Source organism: Serratia sp. BNK-12, from assembly GCF_047456085.1.
In the GTDB taxonomy this organism is placed as follows: domain Bacteria; phylum Pseudomonadota; class Gammaproteobacteria; order Enterobacterales; family Enterobacteriaceae; genus Serratia; species Serratia liquefaciens.
In genome coordinates this window covers 2,102,756-2,120,871 of the sequence record NZ_CP179896.1, presented here as the reverse complement: position 1 = coordinate 2,120,871, position 18,116 = coordinate 2,102,756, and the positions used below count along the sequence as shown (strand labels likewise).

At 54.9% G+C, this 18,116-nt stretch carries 17 protein-coding genes; 10 read left to right on the top strand and 7 right to left on the bottom strand.

All coding sequences use genetic code 11. From position 1 onward, the window contains the following. Positions 1–5 precede the first annotated feature (5 nt). The 4 genes from ACMGG1_RS09730 (at position 6) to ACMGG1_RS09715 (ending at position 3,417) form a co-directional block, all read left to right on the top strand. On the top strand, positions 6–254 hold the full coding sequence (locus tag ACMGG1_RS09730) for a hypothetical protein (RefSeq protein WP_020827284.1): 249 nt from the start codon (positions 6–8) through the stop codon (positions 252–254). Positions 255–383: 129 nt separating this feature from the next. Beyond that, positions 384–1,031 (top strand): glutaredoxin 2, encoded by a 648-nt coding sequence (grxB, locus tag ACMGG1_RS09725; RefSeq protein ID WP_122079627.1) that lies wholly within the window; start codon positions 384–386, stop codon positions 1,029–1,031. A 27-nt stretch (positions 1,032–1,058) separates the two neighbouring features. Continuing rightward, the gene (locus ACMGG1_RS09720; RefSeq protein WP_414161333.1) at positions 1,059–2,699 is read left to right on the top strand and encodes an ABC1 kinase family protein; all 1,641 of its coding nucleotides are present in this window, start codon (positions 1,059–1,061) and stop codon (positions 2,697–2,699) included. 154 nt (positions 2,700–2,853) lie between these two features. Further along, positions 2,854–3,417, top strand: coding sequence for a lipoprotein (locus ACMGG1_RS09715; RefSeq protein WP_414161332.1), 564 nt, complete (start codon positions 2,854–2,856; stop codon positions 3,415–3,417). Between the two features lie 83 nt (positions 3,418–3,500). On the opposite strand, the gene yebF is transcribed toward ACMGG1_RS09715, so the two are convergent. The 4 genes from yebF to dbpA all read right to left on the bottom strand — a co-directional run bounded on the left by yebF (position 3,501) and on the right by dbpA (position 6,073). Continuing rightward, positions 3,501–3,860, bottom strand: coding sequence for a protein YebF (yebF, locus tag ACMGG1_RS09710; protein ID WP_048760142.1), 360 nt, complete (start codon positions 3,858–3,860; stop codon positions 3,501–3,503). 70 nt (positions 3,861–3,930) lie between these two features. Then, complete coding sequence (gene yqfB / locus ACMGG1_RS09705) at positions 3,931–4,239, bottom strand: N(4)-acetylcytidine aminohydrolase (RefSeq protein WP_020827289.1); 309 nt, start codon at positions 4,237–4,239, stop codon at positions 3,931–3,933. 39 nt (positions 4,240–4,278) lie between these two features. Further along, entirely contained in the window at positions 4,279–4,602 is a 324-nt protein-coding gene (locus ACMGG1_RS09700) for a YebG family protein (RefSeq protein ID WP_115058644.1), read from the bottom strand. Positions 4,603–4,690: 88 nt separating this feature from the next. Beyond that, positions 4,691–6,073, bottom strand: coding sequence for an ATP-dependent RNA helicase DbpA (dbpA, locus tag ACMGG1_RS09695; RefSeq protein ID WP_414161331.1), 1,383 nt, complete (start codon positions 6,071–6,073; stop codon positions 4,691–4,693). 241 nt (positions 6,074–6,314) lie between these two features. Here dbpA and purT point away from each other — a divergent pair, with 241 nt between their 5' ends. Further along, a complete protein-coding gene (gene purT, locus ACMGG1_RS09690; protein WP_128864719.1) occupies positions 6,315–7,493 on the top strand; it encodes a formate-dependent phosphoribosylglycinamide formyltransferase in 1,179 nt (392 codons plus the stop codon). 33 nt (positions 7,494–7,526) lie between these two features. Here the strand turns inward: purT and ACMGG1_RS09685 are convergent, their stop codons facing one another. Next, positions 7,527–7,772 (bottom strand): YoaH family protein, encoded by a 246-nt coding sequence (locus ACMGG1_RS09685; RefSeq protein ID WP_020827293.1) that lies wholly within the window; start codon positions 7,770–7,772, stop codon positions 7,527–7,529. A gap of 63 nt (positions 7,773–7,835) precedes the next feature. Further along, on the bottom strand, positions 7,836–8,843 hold the full coding sequence (locus tag ACMGG1_RS09680) for a glycosyltransferase (protein ID WP_046373332.1): 1,008 nt from the start codon (positions 8,841–8,843) through the stop codon (positions 7,836–7,838). Positions 8,844–9,342: 499 nt separating this feature from the next. On the opposite strand from ACMGG1_RS09680, the gene pabB reads away from it, so the two are divergent. From pabB to ACMGG1_RS09660, 4 genes are all read left to right on the top strand, one after another. Next, positions 9,343–10,716, top strand: coding sequence for an aminodeoxychorismate synthase component 1 (pabB, locus tag ACMGG1_RS09675; RefSeq protein ID WP_414161330.1), 1,374 nt, complete (start codon positions 9,343–9,345; stop codon positions 10,714–10,716). Further along, on the top strand, positions 10,713–11,291 hold the full coding sequence (locus ACMGG1_RS09670; RefSeq protein ID WP_046373330.1) for a CoA pyrophosphatase: 579 nt from the start codon (positions 10,713–10,715) through the stop codon (positions 11,289–11,291). Before pabB ends, ACMGG1_RS09670 begins: the two co-directional genes overlap by 4 nt. 445 nt (positions 11,292–11,736) lie before the next feature. Next, positions 11,737–13,101, top strand: a complete 1,365-nt coding sequence (sdaA, locus tag ACMGG1_RS09665) for an L-serine ammonia-lyase (RefSeq protein WP_041414647.1) — start codon at positions 11,737–11,739, stop codon at positions 13,099–13,101. Positions 13,102–13,382: 281 nt separating this feature from the next. Further along, positions 13,383–14,999 carry an EAL domain-containing protein gene (locus ACMGG1_RS09660; RefSeq protein WP_414161329.1) on the top strand — a complete coding sequence of 539 codons (1,617 nt, stop codon included), beginning with the start codon at positions 13,383–13,385 and terminating at the stop codon, positions 14,997–14,999. A gap of 15 nt (positions 15,000–15,014) precedes the next feature. Here ACMGG1_RS09660 and ACMGG1_RS09655 read toward each other — a convergent pair whose 3' ends face one another. Continuing rightward, the gene (locus ACMGG1_RS09655; protein WP_046373328.1) at positions 15,015–16,559 is read right to left on the bottom strand and encodes a TerC family protein; all 1,545 of its coding nucleotides are present in this window, start codon (positions 16,557–16,559) and stop codon (positions 15,015–15,017) included. A 575-nt stretch (positions 16,560–17,134) separates the two neighbouring features. Here ACMGG1_RS09655 and manX point away from each other — a divergent pair. After that, positions 17,135–18,106: a PTS mannose transporter subunit IIAB gene (manX, locus tag ACMGG1_RS09650; RefSeq protein ID WP_414161328.1), complete on the top strand. Its 972-nt coding sequence runs from the start codon at positions 17,135–17,137 to the stop codon at positions 18,104–18,106. Positions 18,107–18,116 lie beyond the last annotated feature (10 nt).

The window sequence follows — 18,116 nt, the reverse complement described above, 5'->3', positions numbered from 1 at the left end:
TGGCGATGAGTGAAGAAGACAAATTACCGCAGCTGTTGGAACACATGGTACTGAACCTGCGCATGATCTACGCGCGGTCAACATTGGTAGAAAAAGCGCTGGCCCACGTCATCGCTGACAATGCCACTTTAAAGAGCGACATCATCAAACAGCTGCAGATAGTCAACGCCAGCAACGAGCGTGATAAAATCGATTTGGAAGAAGCACGCATGCATTTGATAGAAGTGATTAATTCCGTTCCGACAAAAAAATAATCTCTGCCTTGGCCCGCGCAGTCTGTACGGGCCAAACAACAATTACGCACCTTCCAGCAAGAACTTTTCGCGACAGCCTCAGTATGCTGTGATAACTATTGCTGTTAAAACCTGACAACCGGAGCAAGCATGAAACTGTTTATCTACGATCATTGCCCATTCTGCGTTAAAGCCCGCATGATTTTCGGCCTGAAAAACCTGCCCGTCCGCCTGGTCACCCTGCTCAACGACGATGAAGCGACGCCTGTCGGCATGATTGGCAAAAAAATGGCGCCGATTTTACAAAAGGATGACGGCAGCTATCTTCCTGAAAGCATGGATATCGTGCATTACGTTGATAACCTCGACGGCAAGCCGCTGCTGACCGGTAAAACCAACCCGGCGATCGCCGACTGGCTGCAACGGGTCAGTGGTTATAGCATCAATCTACTGCTGCCGCGCTTTGCCAATGCCGACTTCGAAGAGTTCGCCACTGACAGTGCACGCCAGTACTTTAGCGACAAAAAGCAGGCCTCGATCGGGGATTTTTCCGAGCACCTTGCTGACAGTGCCGATCTGATTGCCCAACTGGAGGACGACTTGCAAACACTTTCCGGCCTGGTGGTCTCCGCAGACGCGGTGAATGGCACGCTGTCGGAAGATGATATCCACCTGTTCCCCCTGCTGCGTTCGCTGTCGATCGTCGCCGGACTTACGCTGCCGGAAAACGTAGAAGCTTATCGCAACCGTATGGCGCAACGCAGTGACGTCCCACTGCTGTTCGATATGGAACAGTAACCCCCGCGATAAGGATATAGCGCGCAAATGTTGAAAATGGTGCTGGTCACTGCCCGCGATCGGGCACGGCTGAAAGAAATCTCCACCGTGCTGATCCGTTATGGATTGCAGGATGTGATTCGTCTGCTGGGTCTGAGCAATCTGTTAAGCGGTGCTGAAGGCAGCAGTGAAAGGCAAGACGGTCAAACATTGCCGCAGCGCCTGCGTGCGGCGCTGGAAGCCTTGGGGCCGACCTTTGTTAAGTTCGGCCAGATCCTGGCTACCCGTTCAGATCTGTTGGACGCAAGCTGGACCGACGAACTTGACCGTCTGCACAGTCAGGCAAGCACCCTTTCGTGGGAGCAACTGGCACCACAGATCCGGGCAGACTTGAAGGGTGACCCGCACAGCCTGTTCGCCGAATTTGACGAAACCCCGCTGGCCGCTGCCTCGATGGCACAAATTTACCGCGCCCGCCTGCACAGCGGCGAAGCGGTGGTGATTAAGGTGTTACGTCCCGGCCTGGCAAAAACCATTCAAGCCGACTTGCGCCTGCTGACCTATCTGGCGGAAACCGTGGAGCAACAGAGCCCGGCGCTGGCCCGTTATCGTCCGCGGCAGATGGTCAGAGCCCTGGCAACCGCGCTGACGCATGAACTGGACCTGACTCACGAGGGTAACAACTGCGAACGGGTCGCCCAACAGTTTGCCCAGCAGCCCAACGTGGTCATTCCGAAGATTTACTGGCAATGGTCGTCTCAGCGCCTGCTGGTGCAGGAATTTCTACCGGGTATCGCACCGGAAAATCCGCAGCAACTGGCGGCGGCAGGATTAGATGGCCCATTACTCGCTCAGCGCGGCGCACAGGCCTTTATGAAAATGGTGCTGGAGCACCGTCTTTATCATGCCGATCCGCATCCGGGTAACGTAATGGCGTTAGCGTATAATCGCGTCGGCTTTATCGATTTCGGTATGGTCGGGCAGCTTTCCGAACGGCGACGTAATCAATTGCTGCTGTTGCTGCAGGCCATCGCCGAACGAGAATCCGCCGGCATCGTCAACACTTTGATCGCCTGGTCGGACAGCGATCCTTTGGATCTGCTGGATCTGGAGTTGGCGGCGCAAAACTTTCTCGATAAACAGGCCTCTGCCACTCTCACGCTGGGCAAGGCGCTGACCGATTTGTTGGTGATGGTGCGTGAGCATCAGTTGGCATTGCCGCCAGACCTGGTGTTGCTGTTCAAGGCATTAATCACGGCCGACGGCGTGTTGCACCGTTTGGATCCCCATTTCGATATCATCGCCACCCTGAAACCTATGCTGCAACAGGTGATGCTGCAGCGTTATACCCCGGAGGCGTTGCAGCGGCGCATGCTGGCATTGGGCGGCGAGGCATTGGACGCCAGTGAAGAGTTGCCGCAAACCTTGCGGCTGCTGATGCGCCGTCTCAAAGGCGGGAAAATCAGCGCCGATATCAACGTCAAGAATATTGATCAATTGAGCAAGGCACTGGAGCGAGCCGCCATCACGCTGGCCATTGCTATTGTCACCGCCGCCTTCGCGTTGGGCCTGGCGCCCTATCTGATGCACTCTTCCCTGCGGTTGTGGGGTATTCCACTGTTTCCGGCGCTGGGCGCGTTGGCCTGCCTGGGTGGTGTCTTGCTGCTGGTACTGCGTCTGCGGCGCTGAACAGTTTCAGCGTTATCCGATAGGTAGCCAGGCATTTCACGCGCACTATCACCCTGCTCGCTGACATCAACGGTTTCCTTCGCAGACAGCGAGCGTTTATAATGACAAATCAATAATCTGCAGCATTTTCGTTGGCAGTAGCTATGAGGCACACATGAAAAAGATCCTGATGGGCGCAGCCGCCCTGCTGTTCGCCGGCGCATTGGTCGGCTGCAATCAGCTGACCCAGTACACGCTCAGCGAGCAGGAAGTGAATGATTACCTGCAAAAGCACAACGATTACCAGAAGCAGATCGGCGTGCCAGGGCTGTTGGACGCCAATATCGTGCTGACTCAGCTAAAGAGCCAAATTGGGCGTAGCGAACCGGGCAAGGTTACCCTTTCCGGCGATGCGAAAGTGAATATCACTTCCATTCTGGGCCCGCAGACCGCGGACCTGAAGCTGACGCTGAAGGCGCAGCCGGTGTATGACCGCGAGCAAGGCGCGGTGTTCCTCAAAGACATGGAGTTAACCGACTACAGCGTGCAGCCGGAGAAAATGCAGACGGTGATGAAGGCCCTGACCCCTTATCTGAATCAATCGCTGAAATCCTATTTCAATCAAAAGCCGGCCTATGTGCTGAACCCGGATAACAGTAAAACAGAAGCCATGGCCAAGAAACTGGCTAAAGGGTTGGAAGTGAAGCCGGGTGAACTGGTTATTCCATTTACCGACTGACGCTGACACTAAAAAAACAAAAAGCCCGCTGTTAACGCGGGCTTGATATTTTTCAGACGTTAATGCGCCGGAAAACGGTGAGATTATTGCGGTTCGCTGTAGGTGATTTTACCGGCGTTGCAGTCGAGGGTGACATTGTAGGTTTTATCCAGCTTGGTGCCCCGCACCGTTAACGGCACCTGCCATACCGCGTCCTTGCCGGTAATCGCCTCCGGACTGATCCAGGCTATCGGGGTAGCGGTACCCAGCAGCTTTTTATCCGACTCCCAGCGCGTAATGCGGTTCTGCAGGTAATCGCGTTTCACCTGAGCGGCGACGTCTGCCGGTTGCAGACCCGCGCATTGTGCCACCTTCGCGCTGCGTTGTTCCTGCGCCTGCACCGTGGTGGTAAAACCTACCGTGGCCAACAGTGCTACGGCCAAACTCAGTCCCGTTGCTTTCATATTCCCTCCAGTTGTGATTTACGCTACCCGCGGGCGCCAGCCCTTGGCTCACAACTGGTCTGGCAAAAGATCAGCGTTTGGCGAAGGTGATGACGAACAGCTCATCGAGCCCCGGATAGATTTCCTTGATCACCTGCTTCAGTTCGCTGAGCGACATGTTTTCTTGCTGGGCGTGCTGCTCGGTTAACGCATCCAAACGCACCGGCGTAACCGACAGCACTTCAATCATGCAGAAGAAAACACCGTCTTCATTGCGGCTAACGCGTAAAACCTCACCGGGTTGAAAGTGAGACTCACTGGCGTCCCGAATGGTAATGGTCTTGCGCCCGGCCAAAATGTCTTGCTCAAAGCGAGTGAAGAAAGTTATTTCACGGCTCATTCTAGATCCTTTTTCATCACATTACCGCAACATAAGTCATTATGCTGCCTGCTTTTCTGACGCAGATCCCTCTTTTGGGGTAGCAGCAGGTTTTTCCGTTTTCACTTTAGCAGCTTTCTTCGGTGTTTCAGTCGGCGTCGCGCCGCGCAAAATCTGCCCCAGCGCATCTTTGTTTTCCGCCAGGAAGAAGCTCAGGCCTTCTCGCTGTTCGTCATCCAGCTCAAGCGGAGCCTGCTGCAGCCACTCACCCAGGCTGTCGGCCAGATCCAGCATTTTGTCGTAAGCGTCGGCTTCTTTCTTGGTCGCGAAAGTCATCTTTTCCTCACCGTTTCTCACCACCACATATTTAACTTCAACCGCCATGTGTGCATTCCTCAAAGGTTAGAATACTGTATTTATAACCAGTATAAGGTGATTATACGCAGGGATGCAAGCGCACCCCTGACGCGACTTATTTCAACAACCGCACCTTGCAGTTCTTACCCTTGATTTTGCCTTGCTGCAGCTGCTGCAGCGCCTTACGCGCGCTGGCCTTGCGGATCGCCACGTAGGCATGCACCGGGAACATGTCGATTTTACCTACTTCCGCCGCCGTCAACCCGGCCTCGCCAGTCAGTGCGCCGAGAATATCGCCAGGACGGATCTTGGCTTTACGCCCGCCGTCGATGCACAGGGTGACCATTTCGGCTTCCAGCGTGGTGTTTCCCGCACCGCTTAACTCGGACACCGGGGCCCAGTTAACTCTGATCTGCAGATACTCTTCAATCGCATGCGCGCGCGTCATTTCCTGTGGCGTACACAGGCTGATCGCCAGGCCGCTCAAGCCGGCACGGCCGGTACGGCCGATGCGGTGCACGTGCACTTCCGGATCGAACGCCAGCTCGTAGTTGACCACCAACTCCAGCTCTTTAATATCCAGACCGCGCGCAGCAACGTCAGTTGCTACCAGCACCCGGCAGCTGCGGTTGGCAAAACGCACCAGCACCTGATCGCGATCGCGCTGTTCCAGATCGCCATGCAGCGCCAGGACATTAATGCCTCGCGCTTCCAGCGCTTCGTACACGCTCTGGCAATCGCGTTTGGTGTTGCAGAACACTACGCAAGAAGAAGGTTGGTAATGACGAATCGCCGACACTAATACCGCCGGGCGTTGATCGCGGGTCGTTTCGTAGAAACGTTGTTCGATGGTGGTTTGCTCTTCACCGTCGTCCACTTCCACATTCAGTGGCTCGCGCTGCACGCGAGCGCTGATGCGTTCGATCCCGCTCGGATAGGTTGCAGAGAACAGCAGCGTCTGACGTTGCGGCGGCGTGTAGCTGATCACATCGTCGATATCGTCGGCAAAGCCCATGTCCAGCATGCGGTCGGCTTCGTCCAGCACCAGCACCTTCAGTTCATCCAGCACCAGCGTTTTCTTGCGCAGGTGTTCCTGAATACGCCCCGGCGTGCCCACCACGATATGCGGCGCGTGCACCAGCGAATCCAGTTGCGGCCCCATCGGTTGGCCCCCGCACAGGGTCAGAATTTTGATGTTCTGAGTGAAGCGCGCCAGACGACGCAATTCTTTGCTCACCTGGTCCGCCAGCTCACGCGTCGGGCACAGGATCAGTGCCTGAGCGGCCACTTGGGGAACGTTGATTTTGTCCAGCAGGCCAATGCCGAACGCCGCCGTTTTACCGCTGCCGGTTTTTGCTTTGGCACGTACGTCCTGCCCTTTCAGGATGGCGGGCAATGCGGCAGCCTGCACCGGCGTCATTTCGGCATACCCCAGTTCGTTGAGGTTGGCCAACTGTTCGGCTGGCAGCGGCAGGGAAGAAAAAGAAACTGTGCTCACGGCGATAACTCTTATATGGCAAATGGAATGGCGGCGCGCCCACGGCAGCACCGAATCAACCGCAGATGATAACAGAGATAGTCAGGATTACGGATTTCACGCATAAAAAAAGCCATCAGTCGGGGTTTTACCCCAGAAACCGATAACGCGTTTGCCACTGGCTGCACACGCAAACGTTTTCGTATATACTGCTCGCCCACAATCAGACCGCGTTACTCTCCACAGATCCAGGTACGAGACTATGTTAACTATTGGAACCGCCCTGCGCCCCTCCGCCACCCGCGTTATGCTGCTCGGCTCCGGCGAGCTGGGTAAAGAAGTTGCCATCGAATGCCAGCGTTTGGGGCTGGAAGTGATTGCCGTAGATCGTTACGCCAATGCCCCGGCCATGCACGTCGCCCATCGCAGCCACGTTATTAACATGCTGGACGGCAACGCGCTGAAAGCCGTGATTGAACAGGAACGTCCTGATTACATCGTGCCGGAGATCGAAGCTATCGCCACCGGCATGCTGGTTGAACTGGAGCAGCAAGGGCACCGTGTGGTGCCGTGCGCAGAAGCGACGCGCCTGACCATGAACCGCGAAGGCATCCGTCGCCTGGCGGCAGAAACGCTCGGCCTGCCGACCTCCAGCTACCGTTTTGCCGACGGTGAAGAAGCCTTCCGTCAGGCCGTCGACGAAATCGGCTACCCATGCATCATCAAACCTGTCATGAGCTCTTCCGGTAAGGGCCAAAGCCTGATCCGCAGCCCGGAGCAGCTGAAAACCGCCTGGGATTACGCCCAACAGGGTGGCCGTGCCGGCGGGGGACGGGTGATTGTCGAAGGCCTGGTGAAGTTCGATTTTGAAATCACTCTGCTGACCATCAGCGCCGTCGATGGCGTACATTTCTGCGCACCGATCGGACACCGTCAGGAAGACGGGGATTACCGTGAGTCCTGGCAGCCGCAGCAGATGAGCGAACTGGCGCTCAGCCGCGCGCAGGCCATTGCGGAAAACGTGGTGAAGGCACTGGGTGGATTTGGCCTGTTCGGCGTCGAGCTGTTTGTCTGTGGCGACGAAGTGATTTTCAGCGAGGTTTCACCGCGCCCACACGATACCGGCATGGTGACCCTGATTTCACAAGACCTGTCTGAATTTGCACTGCACGTGCGTGCTTTCCTCGGTCTGCCGATTGGCGCAATCCGTCAGTTCGGCCCTTCTGCCTCGGCGGTGATCCTGCCACAGCTTACCAGTAGCGACCTGCGTTTCAGCGGGCTGGATCGTGCACTGACCGGCCACAATCAGCTGCGTTTGTTCGGCAAGCCGGAAATTCAAGGTCAACGTCGGATGGGCGTCGCGTTGGCGACAGCTGAAAATATCGAGTTGGCGGTAGAGTCGGCCAAGCAGGCTGCTGCTGCGGTGGTCATTGAAGGTTAAGGCTTTGGGGCCGGCTTGCCGGCCCCTGCAACATCAATAGTTTTCGTCTTCTTCCGAGTCATCATCACCCTGATCGTCCGGGCGTTCCTGATACTCTTCATCGTCATCTTCGTCATCGAACATAACGCTAACCTGGTCACCCTGATGTTTTTCACGGATTTCCTGCGCAACCCGTGCGATGGCTTCACCACTGCTCATGCCTTGTTCCATCAGCTGATGGATACGATCCGCAGCTTCCTGCTGCTCTAGATGGCTTAACGACGGCATACCTGCAAGCATGTGTTTCTCTCCGGTAAAATGGAGGGCGAGTATACCCCTTAAACCGGCGGATCCCAACGCCTGTTATTCAGCGGCCGGTTGTGAGCAATGATCGCCGTGTCGCCACTGTTTCAGGCGATGCAACCAGAGCATGACGTGCCAGCCCTGCTTAAGGCCGCGCGCGTTGGTGGACATTGCGCGATCGATACCGCGCTGGTAGAACTCATCGGTGATCCGGCACTGGGCAGCCAGTTCAGGTTCACGACGAATGCTGTGACAAATTCCCAGGGCTTCACGGGTGATCTGCCAGTGAAAAGCAGGACGGATACTGATTTTCCGCGCATAGCGCTGGTTCAACGCCACCAGCATCTCCACTATTTTCATATAATGGCGTTGATATTCAACGTTGGCCTGGCCTGTCCGGCGACGGTTGCTGATCGATTTATCGTGCACGCGCTGGCGATACAACGTTTTACTGAGATATTTCACCCGCTGCGCATTAAACATCACCTCGGTGGTCCAGGGAATATCCTGGTGGTGCAAACCCGGTTCAAAATACAACCGATGCTGTTTAATAAAATCAAGGCGATATACCGCCAGCCAGACCACATGAATAAATTTTCTCGATTTGAGCGCGCGTTCCAACCATTTCACTCCGCTAATAACGCCGGTGTCGCCCAAGCGGTTTTGCGGAATAATCGGTTGCAGTTCATCTTGGTCGGTGAAATAACGTTCACCGTTGCACTGCATGACATCCAATTGATTTTCTTCAGCCATTTCAATCAGGGTTGCATACATTTCCGGCGCCAGTAAATCATCCGCGTCGGGAAATGCCACATATTTTCCGCGTGCTACAGCCAACCCGGCATTGCGCGCACAGGATACGCCCGCATTGAGCTGGTCAATCACGGTAATATGAGGATGCCGTTGGGCATAGCGGTGGGCGATATCACCAGAGCCGTCGGTGGATCCGTCGTTGACGATGATCACCTCCAGGCGCCGCTCCTGTTGGGCTAACAGCGAGGCCAAAAACGGCTCAAACAGTTCACCCACGTTATGTAACGGGACGATGACACTCAGCATTAGGGGCATAGGCAGCTCTTCGCAAAAAGTAACGAATGAATATCTCTATTTTTTAAAAATATCAGGGTGCAATTAAATTAGAACGCAGTGCCCGGCGATAAAATGGGTATAAATGCGTCTTGTTACTGTTATAGTTTTATACGAAACGTGCTCTTTTTGGGTATTTATCGTCCGGGAACCGGTATTATCAGGCAATGTCATAAGTTCGCCTGATATTTTTGTGATCTCAATCAAAAGTAATAACGCAATAAAACTAATTACTAGGATTTAATTTATAAAACCCGATTCCAATGGATAAGATATATCCGAGTCATTAATTGATAACGCAGTTTTTAACATATTGGATTATAGTTGAAGTCGCAAAAAATGCTTCATTTGCAAATTTGTTGATTCATTGTTTATGTGAAGTGTGCTTTGTCCACACATGCCAGGACATGCGCCTATCGGCCGAATATGGCAGAATAGCCATCATAAACAGCCGCCCCGTCAGTCAGGTTTATTGAGGCCCATGAGCGCAACCGCACCCAATCTAAAATCTTTGCCCTACACCCCCACCACCCTGCTGGAGCTGTTTGCTCCCCTTGCTCAACACCCCTGGGCCATGTTGCTACACTCCGGCTTTGCCGAACATTCGCATAATCGTTTCGATATTTTGGTCGCGGCCCCCAAGGTCACTCTGACTACCCGAGGGCAAATCACAGAAATCTGCCGCGGGATGGAGGAGCATCAATCACAGGAAGATCCTTTCCAGTTGCTGCAACAGCAGTTGGAACAACAAAACCAACATCCGGCAGCAAATACCGACTTGCCATTCCAGGGCGGCGCTCTGGGGCTATTCGGTTACGATCTGGGCCGCAGAGTGGAAAAACTGCCGCAAATGGCACAGGCGGATATCACCTTGCCGGACATGGCGGTTGGCATTTACGACTGGGCGCTGATTGCCGATCACCATAAGAAGACGCTAACGCTGCTCAGTTATGGCGATACTGAACAACGCTGGCAGTGGTTATGCAGCCAGCAATCTGAACCTCAGCAAGACTTCACCTTGACCAGCCGCTGGCAAGCCAACATGACACGGCAGCAATATGGTGAAAAATTCCAGCGCATCCAGCAGTATTTGCGTAGCGGCGATTGCTACCAAATCAATCTGGCTCAACGCTTTTCCGCAGATTATCAGGGCGATGAATGGCAAGCCTTTCAGCAACTGAGCGCCAGCAATCGAGCCCCCTTCTCTGCCTTTTTACGTCTGCCGGACAACGCCGTACTGAGCGTTTCGCCCGAGCGTTTTTTGTGGCTGGAGAACCAGCAGATCCAAACCCGCCCTATCAAGGGTACGCTGCCGCGGATGGCCGATGCCGAGCAAGATGCGCAGCAGGCGCAACGGTTGGCGAATTCCGCCAAAGATCGCGCGGAGAACCTGATGATTGTCGATCTGCTTCGCAACGATATCGGCCGCGTCGCCGAACCGGGCAGCGTCAAAGTTCCCGAACTGTTCGTGGTGGAGCCTTTCCCGGCGGTACATCATCTGGTCAGCACCATCACCGCCCTCCTGCCCGAACGCACGCCGGCAACTGAGCTGTTGCGCGCCTGCTTCCCGGGCGGATCTATTACCGGCGCACCCAAGGTACGGGCGATGGAAATTATCGAAGAGCTGGAGCCACAGCGGCGTAATGCCTACTGCGGCAGTATCGGCTATATCAGCGCCTGCGGCACCATGGACACCAACATCACCATCCGCACTTTGTTCACCGAAAGCGGCCGCATTTACTGTTCGGCCGGTGGCGGTATCGTAGCCGACAGCCAGGAACAGGCGGAATACCAGGAGACTTTCGATAAAGTCGGCCGCATCCTACCGCAACTGGGGGAGTTTATCGCTTCGTGAGCCAACCGACTTATCCGACTTCGCTGGCGGCGTTTATCAGCCGCTTCCAGCTGCAATTGCCGCAGGCGTCACAGATTTCGCATAACGTTCGCCCTGCGGCGGTGCTGATACCCATTATCTGCCGGCCCGAGCCCACGCTGCTGCTCACCCGCCGTGCCGACTCGCTACGAAAACATCCGGGCCAGGTGGCATTTCCCGGCGGTAAAACCGATGCCGAAGACGGCTCAGCGATTATTACCGCCCTGCGTGAAGCCCAGGAGGAAGTGGCAATCCCGCCCCAGGCGGTGACTATCCTTGGCCAACTGGCCCCGCTCGACAGCAGCACCGGTTTCCAGGTCACTCCGGTTGTCGGGCTGATTTCTCCCGACGTGCAATTTAGCGCCAATGAAGATGAAGTGGCCGACGTTTTCGAAATGCCTTTGCACGAAGCGCTGACCCTCTCACGCTATTACCCGCTGGATATTCAGCGCGCCGGTCATTCGCACCGTATTTATCTCTCCTGGTATCAGAGTCAATTTGTCTGGGGATTGACCGCGGCAATCATTCGCCGCCTGGCGCAACAGGTCAGCATTTAGCCCCAATTCCGTGACGCCGATCACAAGCCAAACGGTTACCTGCACCAGCGGCACGGGTAAAGCGATCGGCATCACTTCATTTGTTTGCTTTTTCAACTACCGTTCTGGCTATCAGAGTTTTAAAAAAACTGTAAACCCTCTCTTCAACCTTACGAAATACCTGTAAAATACCGCCGTCCGGAATAAACCACTATTTCAGCAGGGTTTAAGCCGGCCGCGTTCAGCAGTGGAAGCTGGCGCGATTGCCATTAACCGAGTTTAGGTGGCGGCTGTTCTTCGACTGGCCGAGCGCCTGCGGCAATCATAAACAGGACTGACACCAAGGATTATTTTATTTCATGCGAAAAAGGCAACCGAACCCGTACGGCCCTTTTACAATATCGCTGTTCCCTGCACGGTTTTTAACCGATGCAGCCATAACAATATGCCTCTAAGGAGTTTTAGCGTGATTAGCGTTTTCGACATGTTTAAGATCGGCATCGGCCCGTCCAGCTCTCATACGGTTGGACCGATGAAAGCCGGCAAACAGTTTGTCGACGATCTGGTAAATAAAGGCCTGATGCCTTCTATCACGCGTGTTGCCGTAGACGTTTACGGCTCACTCTCATTGACCGGTAAAGGTCACCATACCGATATCGCTATCATCCTCGGCCTGGCAGGCAACATGCCGGATACCGTTGATATCGATAGCATCCCGGGTTTTATTCGCGATGTAGAACAACGTCAAAGACTGATGCTGGCCAGCGGCCTGCATGAGGTAGATTTCCCGCGTGACGGCGGCATGGTGTTCCGCAGCGATAACCTGCCGCTGCATGAGAACGGCATGCAAATCCACGCCTTCGCCGGGGATAAACAAGTTTACAGCAAGACTTACTATTCTATCGGCGGTGGTTTTATCGTCGATGAAGAGAATTTCGGCAAAACCGACGCGCACGAATTGAGCGTTCCTTACCCGTTCAATTTTGCGCGTGAAATGCTGGAGCATTGCCGTGAAACCGGCCTGTCGCTGTCCGGCATGGTGATGCAGAACGAACTGGCACTGCACAGCAAGCAGGAGATCGAAACCTACTTCGGCAATATTTGGCAGACCATGCGCGCCTGTATCGACCGTGGCCTGAACACCGAAGGCGTGCTGCCTGGTCCGCTGCGCGTACCGCGTCGTGCTTCCGCATTACGTCGCCTGCTGGTCTCTTCCGACAAATTGTCCAGCGATCCGATGAACGTCATTGACTGGGTCAATATGTTCGCGCTGGCGGTCAACGAAGAGAACGCCGCCGGTGGCCGCGTGGTCACCGCCCCGACCAACGGTGCCTGCGGCATCGTACCGGCAGTGCTGGCTTACTATGACCACTTTATCGAATCCGTCAGCCCGGATATTTACATCCGTTACTTTATGGCGGCGGGCGCAGTCGGTGCTCTGTACAAAATGAACGCGTCTATCTCTGGCGCCGAAGTGGGCTGCCAGGGCGAAGTAGGCGTGGCCTGTTCCATGGCAGCGGCCGGTTTGGCCGAACTGCTGGGCGGCAGCCCGGAACAGGTTTGCATCGCGGCGGAAATCGGCATGGAGCACAACCTGGGGTTGACCTGTGACCCGGTTGCCGGTCAGGTTCAGGTGCCTTGCATCGAGCGTAATGCCATTGCTTCGGTGAAGGCGATCAACTCGGCGCGCATGGCGCTGCGCCGTACCAGTGAGCCTCGCGTGTCACTGGATAAGGTGATCGAGACCATGTATGAAACCGGTAAAGACATGAACGCTAAATACCGCGAAACCTCGCGTGGCGGTCTGGCAATAAAAGTGCAGTGCGATTAACCCCAAACCCCGCCTTTATGGCGGGGTTTTTCTTGCCAGAATTTGTTGATAATCAAATCGCTAACGCCAATTAAGTGACAATGTCACAGTAAAATATGTCGGCAACGTCACATCGATCCTGCGGTTAACCCACAATTTCCCCCTCTGTTTCGCCAAATTTAAATAATTTACTGGGTTACCATCACTCTTGTATAACGACAGGCTAGAATTAGCCGAGTATCATTTTGGACTGTTTGGCCTGACGGTGATTCTGGGCTGGCTTACCGAACAAGGATTTAGCGATGTTGATGACCCAACTTACCGTGACCAAATACCGCTATTACCGTTGGCTGCTAGCCGGGGCGGTCGGGTTGGCTATTCTGCTGTTGTCGCTTTACACCCGCTACTATCAGGAAATCGGCACCATCGAACACAATCGACAGGTGCTTGCCAATCGCACCGTCGCCAAGATCAACAACCTGTTGTCACCGGCTGAATTACAGGCCAAACGCTCCATGCCCCTGCTGACCCCCACTTGTGAAACCGTCATGCCAACGCTGCGCTTTCGCGCCGCGCAAAACCAGGCGCTTCGGGCAGTGCTGCTGGTCAAGGATGGTGTTATTTATTGTTCCAGCCTGTTTGGTTCCCGCAAGTATGTTTTCAGCGCTATTTTGCCCGCAATAGCAAACGATGGCGCGAAGCTGGCGCTGCGCCCTTCGCTGTCGGTCGCCAAAGGCGTCCCCACCCTGATCATGTGGACGCCAGAGGCGGATAATGATCGCCGTAACGGCGTCTTGCACGTCTTCAATATTGAACTGCTGGCAAACTTTCTGCTCGAGCCTCAGGAACCCTATGCACAGCGGGTGGTGCTGAACGTCGGAGATTACAGTTTGGAATACGGTCGCCGCGAGATCCTGCGCAGCGATAGCCTGATAACCGATTTGCGCTATACCGCGAAATCTACGCAATACCCGTTCTCTGTCTCGCTGTTCGGTCCTCAGGCCGGCATGCTGGCGCTGGCGGCACTGCCGCGCCATGTTCCGCTGTCGTTACTAATCAGCCTGCTGGCGGCCTACGTGGTGTACCTGCTCACCGCGAATCGCATGAGCCTTTCGTACCATATAGGACATGCCATTTCTCATCGCGAATTCCGCGTTTACTGTCAGCCGATCATCAACGCTGAAACCGGTCGCTGCGTTGGGGTTGAAACCCTGCTGCGCTGGAAAAACAAACGCCAGGGCTGGATCTCCCCCGACGTGTTCATCCCGTTGGCGGAACAGCATGGGTTAATCATTCCCCTGACCCGCTACCTGATAAGCACCGTAGTGGAAAATCTGCAGTTATTCCCGCCGCGTCCGTCGTTTTATATCAGCATCAACGTCGCCGCGGAGCATTTCAACGCGGTGACTATCATCGATGACATTCGCCGTCTGTGGCTGCCTGCAGAACCGATGCCGTCGCTGATGCTGGAGCTGACCGAACGCACCGCGCTGTCAGAAATTCAGTATGAGCAAATCAAAACGCTGAAGGAGATGGGCATTATGCTGGCGATCGATGACTTTGGCACCGGGCACAGCTCGCTCAGCTACCTGAAAAAACTCAGCCCGGACGTGTTGAAGATCGATCGCGGTTTTACCGCCGCCATCGGTACCGATGCCATTAACGCCACGGTCACCGATACCATTATTACGTTGGCACAGCGTCTGAAATTAAAACTGGTGGCTGAAGGGGTAGAAACCGCCGAACAGGTTGAATATTTGCGCTCGCACGACGTGAATGCCCTGCAAGGCTTCTATTTTGCCAAGCCAATGCCAATCCATGTTTTCCCGCTGTGGCTACAGCAGTACGAATCGCGGTTACGGACGGGGAATCAGCGGGAAGAGCAAAAGGCAGGGCTGGAAAAAAAGCCGGAGGCATGATGCCTCCGGCTTCTGTTACTGATGTTCCTCGTCGTGAGGCTCCACTTTGGTGATGCGCACCAGCTCAATGCGGTACTCTGACACCTCAATGACTTCGAAGCGCAGCCGGTTAAGCTCCACCACGTCCCCCACCACCGGCATTTGGCCGTAATGGGCCAGCAGGAACCCAGCCAAGGTGGCGTAATCTGCCGTCGGGCTGACCAGATCTTCGCAGTTTAGCGCCTGCTCCAGCGAGTGCATATCGGCACCGCCTTTTACCAGCCAGCTGTCGGCTTCCACCACGATATCCGGCGTCTCATCCTCATCGGGGAACTCACCGGCAATGGCTTCCAGCACGTCCAAAGGCGTCACCAGCCCCTGCACGACGCCGAACTCATTGGTGACCACCACCAGTCGCCCCTTGGCGCGACGCAGCACTGCCAACAGATTAATCACGTCCATGGTTTCCGGCACCACGATCGGCGGTGTGCGCGCGGCAAACTCGGCGATGTCTTCGCCCCGTTCTACCGCCACCAGCAGATCCTTGGCACGCACCACGCCGATAATTTCATCCAACGAGTCACGACAAACCGGGAACAGGCTGTGTGGAGTATCCAACAGCTGTTCGCGCACCTCTTCACGAGAGCGGTCGCAATCCACCCATGAAATTTCGGTACGCGGCGTCATCACGCTACGCAGTGAACGCGAGGCCAGCGTCAACACGCCGCTGATCATATAGCGCTCTTCTTCCGCGAAGGTTTCATTCACCGGCAACGGTGCCGCTTCATCCGTCTGCTGCGCACGCTGTTGCCCCATCAGACGCATAATCGCCTCGGCGGTGCGTTCACGCATCGGGCGATGGGCCTGGTGCTTGATAAAGTTACGGCGCGCGATTTGGTTAAACAGCTCAATCAGGATCGAGAAGCCAATCGCAGCGTACAGATAGCCTTTCGGAATATGCATGCCAAAGCCTTCGGCGATCAGGCTCAAGCCGATCATCAACAGGAAGCTCAGACACAGCACCACGATAGTCGGATGCGCATTCACGAAGTTAGTCAGCGGTTTAGAGGCCACCAACATCACCACCATAGCGATAACCACGGCGGTCATCATCACCGGCAGGTCGTTCACCATCCCCACGGCGGTAATCACCGCGTCGAGCGAGAACACTGCGTCAAGGATCACAATTTGCACCACCACCGCCCAGAACTTGGCGTAACCGCGGTTGGCGCCATCCTGATGCGTCTGCCCTTCCAGCCGTTCGTGCAATTCCATGGTGGCCTTGAACAACAGGAAAACACCGCCGAACAGCAGGATCAGATCGCGGCCGGAGAAGCTGAAGTCCGCGACGCTAAACAGCGGCGTGGTCAGCGTAACCATCCAGGAAATCACCGACAACAGGCCCAGACGCATAAACAGCGCCAGCGACAATCCGAGGATACGCGCTTTATCACGCTGCTTCGGCGGCAGCTTATCGGCCAAAATGGCGATAAACACCAGGTTGTCGATACCCAGTACAATTTCCAACACGACAAGTGTCAGTAACCCAGCCCAAATTGAGGGGTCCATTAAAAATTCCATATCAGACTCCGAAAAAAAGACAGGATTGCCGAGCTGTGCTCAGGCGTGAGAATGCCGACGCAGGATTAGCGCTGACAACAACAGCAAGATAACGGGATTGTAGTACCGGGGAATGGCCGAGCGGCCGTGTGATGTTTGCAACGCCAGCAGGTGGCGGGTGGAACCTTGAAAAACAGTAACTTCGGTGACAGTCCATAGGGTGGGCTGAGGCCCTTCACTCCTAAATATGAAAGAGGAAATACTCTAGCAGGAAATTTTTAGCCGGCAAAGAAGCTTTTTTACCTTCTGCATTCTCTTGTAACAGCTCTGTTGTTTAATTCCTCAAACGCTGCGTTAGGACTTATCCGAGCGCTCAATAACAGAGCAACGTCACAAAATTTATTTTTTCACTCACTAAAATAAATGGCGCTAACGTGGAACAACGCGCACAGGCATTTGAAACTGCGCGAGAAATGTTAAGAGCGGGTTTCCAGATTTCTACCATAATGTATCTGAACCGCGGAAGTGACTGCCAGGAAGCAAATGAACTAAAGACCGACACAATCCGTGCACGAAGTTCAATGAGGAGGTAGCGAGTGGCAATAGCTATTATCATCGGCACACACGGGACCGCAGCGGAACAATTGCTGAAAACGACGGAGATGCTATTGGGCGAACAGGACAACGTCGCTTTTATAGATTTCGTCCCCGGAGAAAATGCCGAAACGTTAATCGAGAAATACAACGGGAAAATCAGCGGACTCGACACCAGCGGTGGCGTCCTGTTCCTGGTGGATACCTGGGGCGGCAGCCCGTTCAATGCGGCCAGCCGCATCGCCGTCGATAAAGAAAATTATGAGGTCGTCACCGGGGTTAACATTCCCATGCTGGTGGAAACCTTCATGGCACGAGACGACAACCCCAGCTTCGACGAATTGGTCGCCCTGGCGTTGGAAACCGGCCGTGAGGGCGTGAAAGCGCTGAAAAAACCGGCAGAAGAGAGTGTTAAGCCCGCGGCACCGCAGAGTTCTCCCGCCCCCAAACCCGCTGCCCCACAAGCGCCGCTGGGGCCCAATGACCATATGAAAATCGGCCTGGCCCGTATCGATGACCGCCTGATCCACGGCCAGGTAGCGACCCGCTGGACCAAGGAAACCGACGTCAGCCGCATTATCGTGGTCAGCGACGAAGTTGCCGCCGACCACGTCCGCAAAACCTTGCTGACCCAGGTTGCCCCGCCGGGCGTCACCGCACACGTGGTTGACGTAGCGAAAGCCATTCGCGTGTGGAACAACCCGAAATACGCTGGCGATCGCGTCATGTTGCTGTTTACCAATCCGACCGACGTCTGGCGCCTGGTGGAAGCCGGTGTGGATATCAAGTCGGTGAATATCGGTGGCATGGCGTTCCGCCAGGGCAAAACGCAGGTGAACAATGCCGTGTCGGTTGACGAAAAAGATATCGAAGCGTTTAAGAAATTAAACGAGCGCGGTATTGAATTGGAAGTGCGTAAAGTCTCGTCCGACAGCCGGTTAAAAATGATGGACCTGATTAACAAACTCAATTAATGGCGACAGC

Coding starts and splice junctions, on each gene's coding strand:
- ACMGG1_RS09660 (WP_414161329.1), top strand. CDS start 13,383: ATGTTGATGACCCAACTTACCGTGACCAAATACCGCTATTACCGTTGG.
- ACMGG1_RS09700 (WP_115058644.1), bottom strand. CDS start 4,602: ATGGCGGTTGAAGTTAAATATGTGGTGGTGAGAAACGGTGAGGAAAAG.
- ACMGG1_RS09685 (WP_020827293.1), bottom strand. CDS start 7,772: ATGCTTGCAGGTATGCCGTCGTTAAGCCATCTAGAGCAGCAGGAAGCT.
- pabB (WP_414161330.1), top strand. CDS start 9,343: ATGAGCGCAACCGCACCCAATCTAAAATCTTTGCCCTACACCCCCACC.
- yebF (WP_048760142.1), bottom strand. CDS start 3,860: ATGAAAGCAACGGGACTGAGTTTGGCCGTAGCACTGTTGGCCACGGTA.
- ACMGG1_RS09715 (WP_414161332.1), top strand. CDS start 2,854: ATGAAAAAGATCCTGATGGGCGCAGCCGCCCTGCTGTTCGCCGGCGCA.
- ACMGG1_RS09680 (WP_046373332.1), bottom strand. CDS start 8,843: ATGCCCCTAATGCTGAGTGTCATCGTCCCGTTACATAACGTGGGTGAA.
- ACMGG1_RS09720 (WP_414161333.1), top strand. CDS start 1,059: ATGTTGAAAATGGTGCTGGTCACTGCCCGCGATCGGGCACGGCTGAAA.
- ACMGG1_RS09655 (WP_046373328.1), bottom strand. CDS start 16,559: ATGGAATTTTTAATGGACCCCTCAATTTGGGCTGGGTTACTGACACTT.
- ACMGG1_RS09730 (WP_020827284.1), top strand. CDS start 6: ATGAGTGAAGAAGACAAATTACCGCAGCTGTTGGAACACATGGTACTG.
- purT (WP_128864719.1), top strand. CDS start 6,315: ATGTTAACTATTGGAACCGCCCTGCGCCCCTCCGCCACCCGCGTTATG.
- yqfB (WP_020827289.1), bottom strand. CDS start 4,239: ATGAGCCGTGAAATAACTTTCTTCACTCGCTTTGAGCAAGACATTTTG.
- grxB (WP_122079627.1), top strand. CDS start 384: ATGAAACTGTTTATCTACGATCATTGCCCATTCTGCGTTAAAGCCCGC.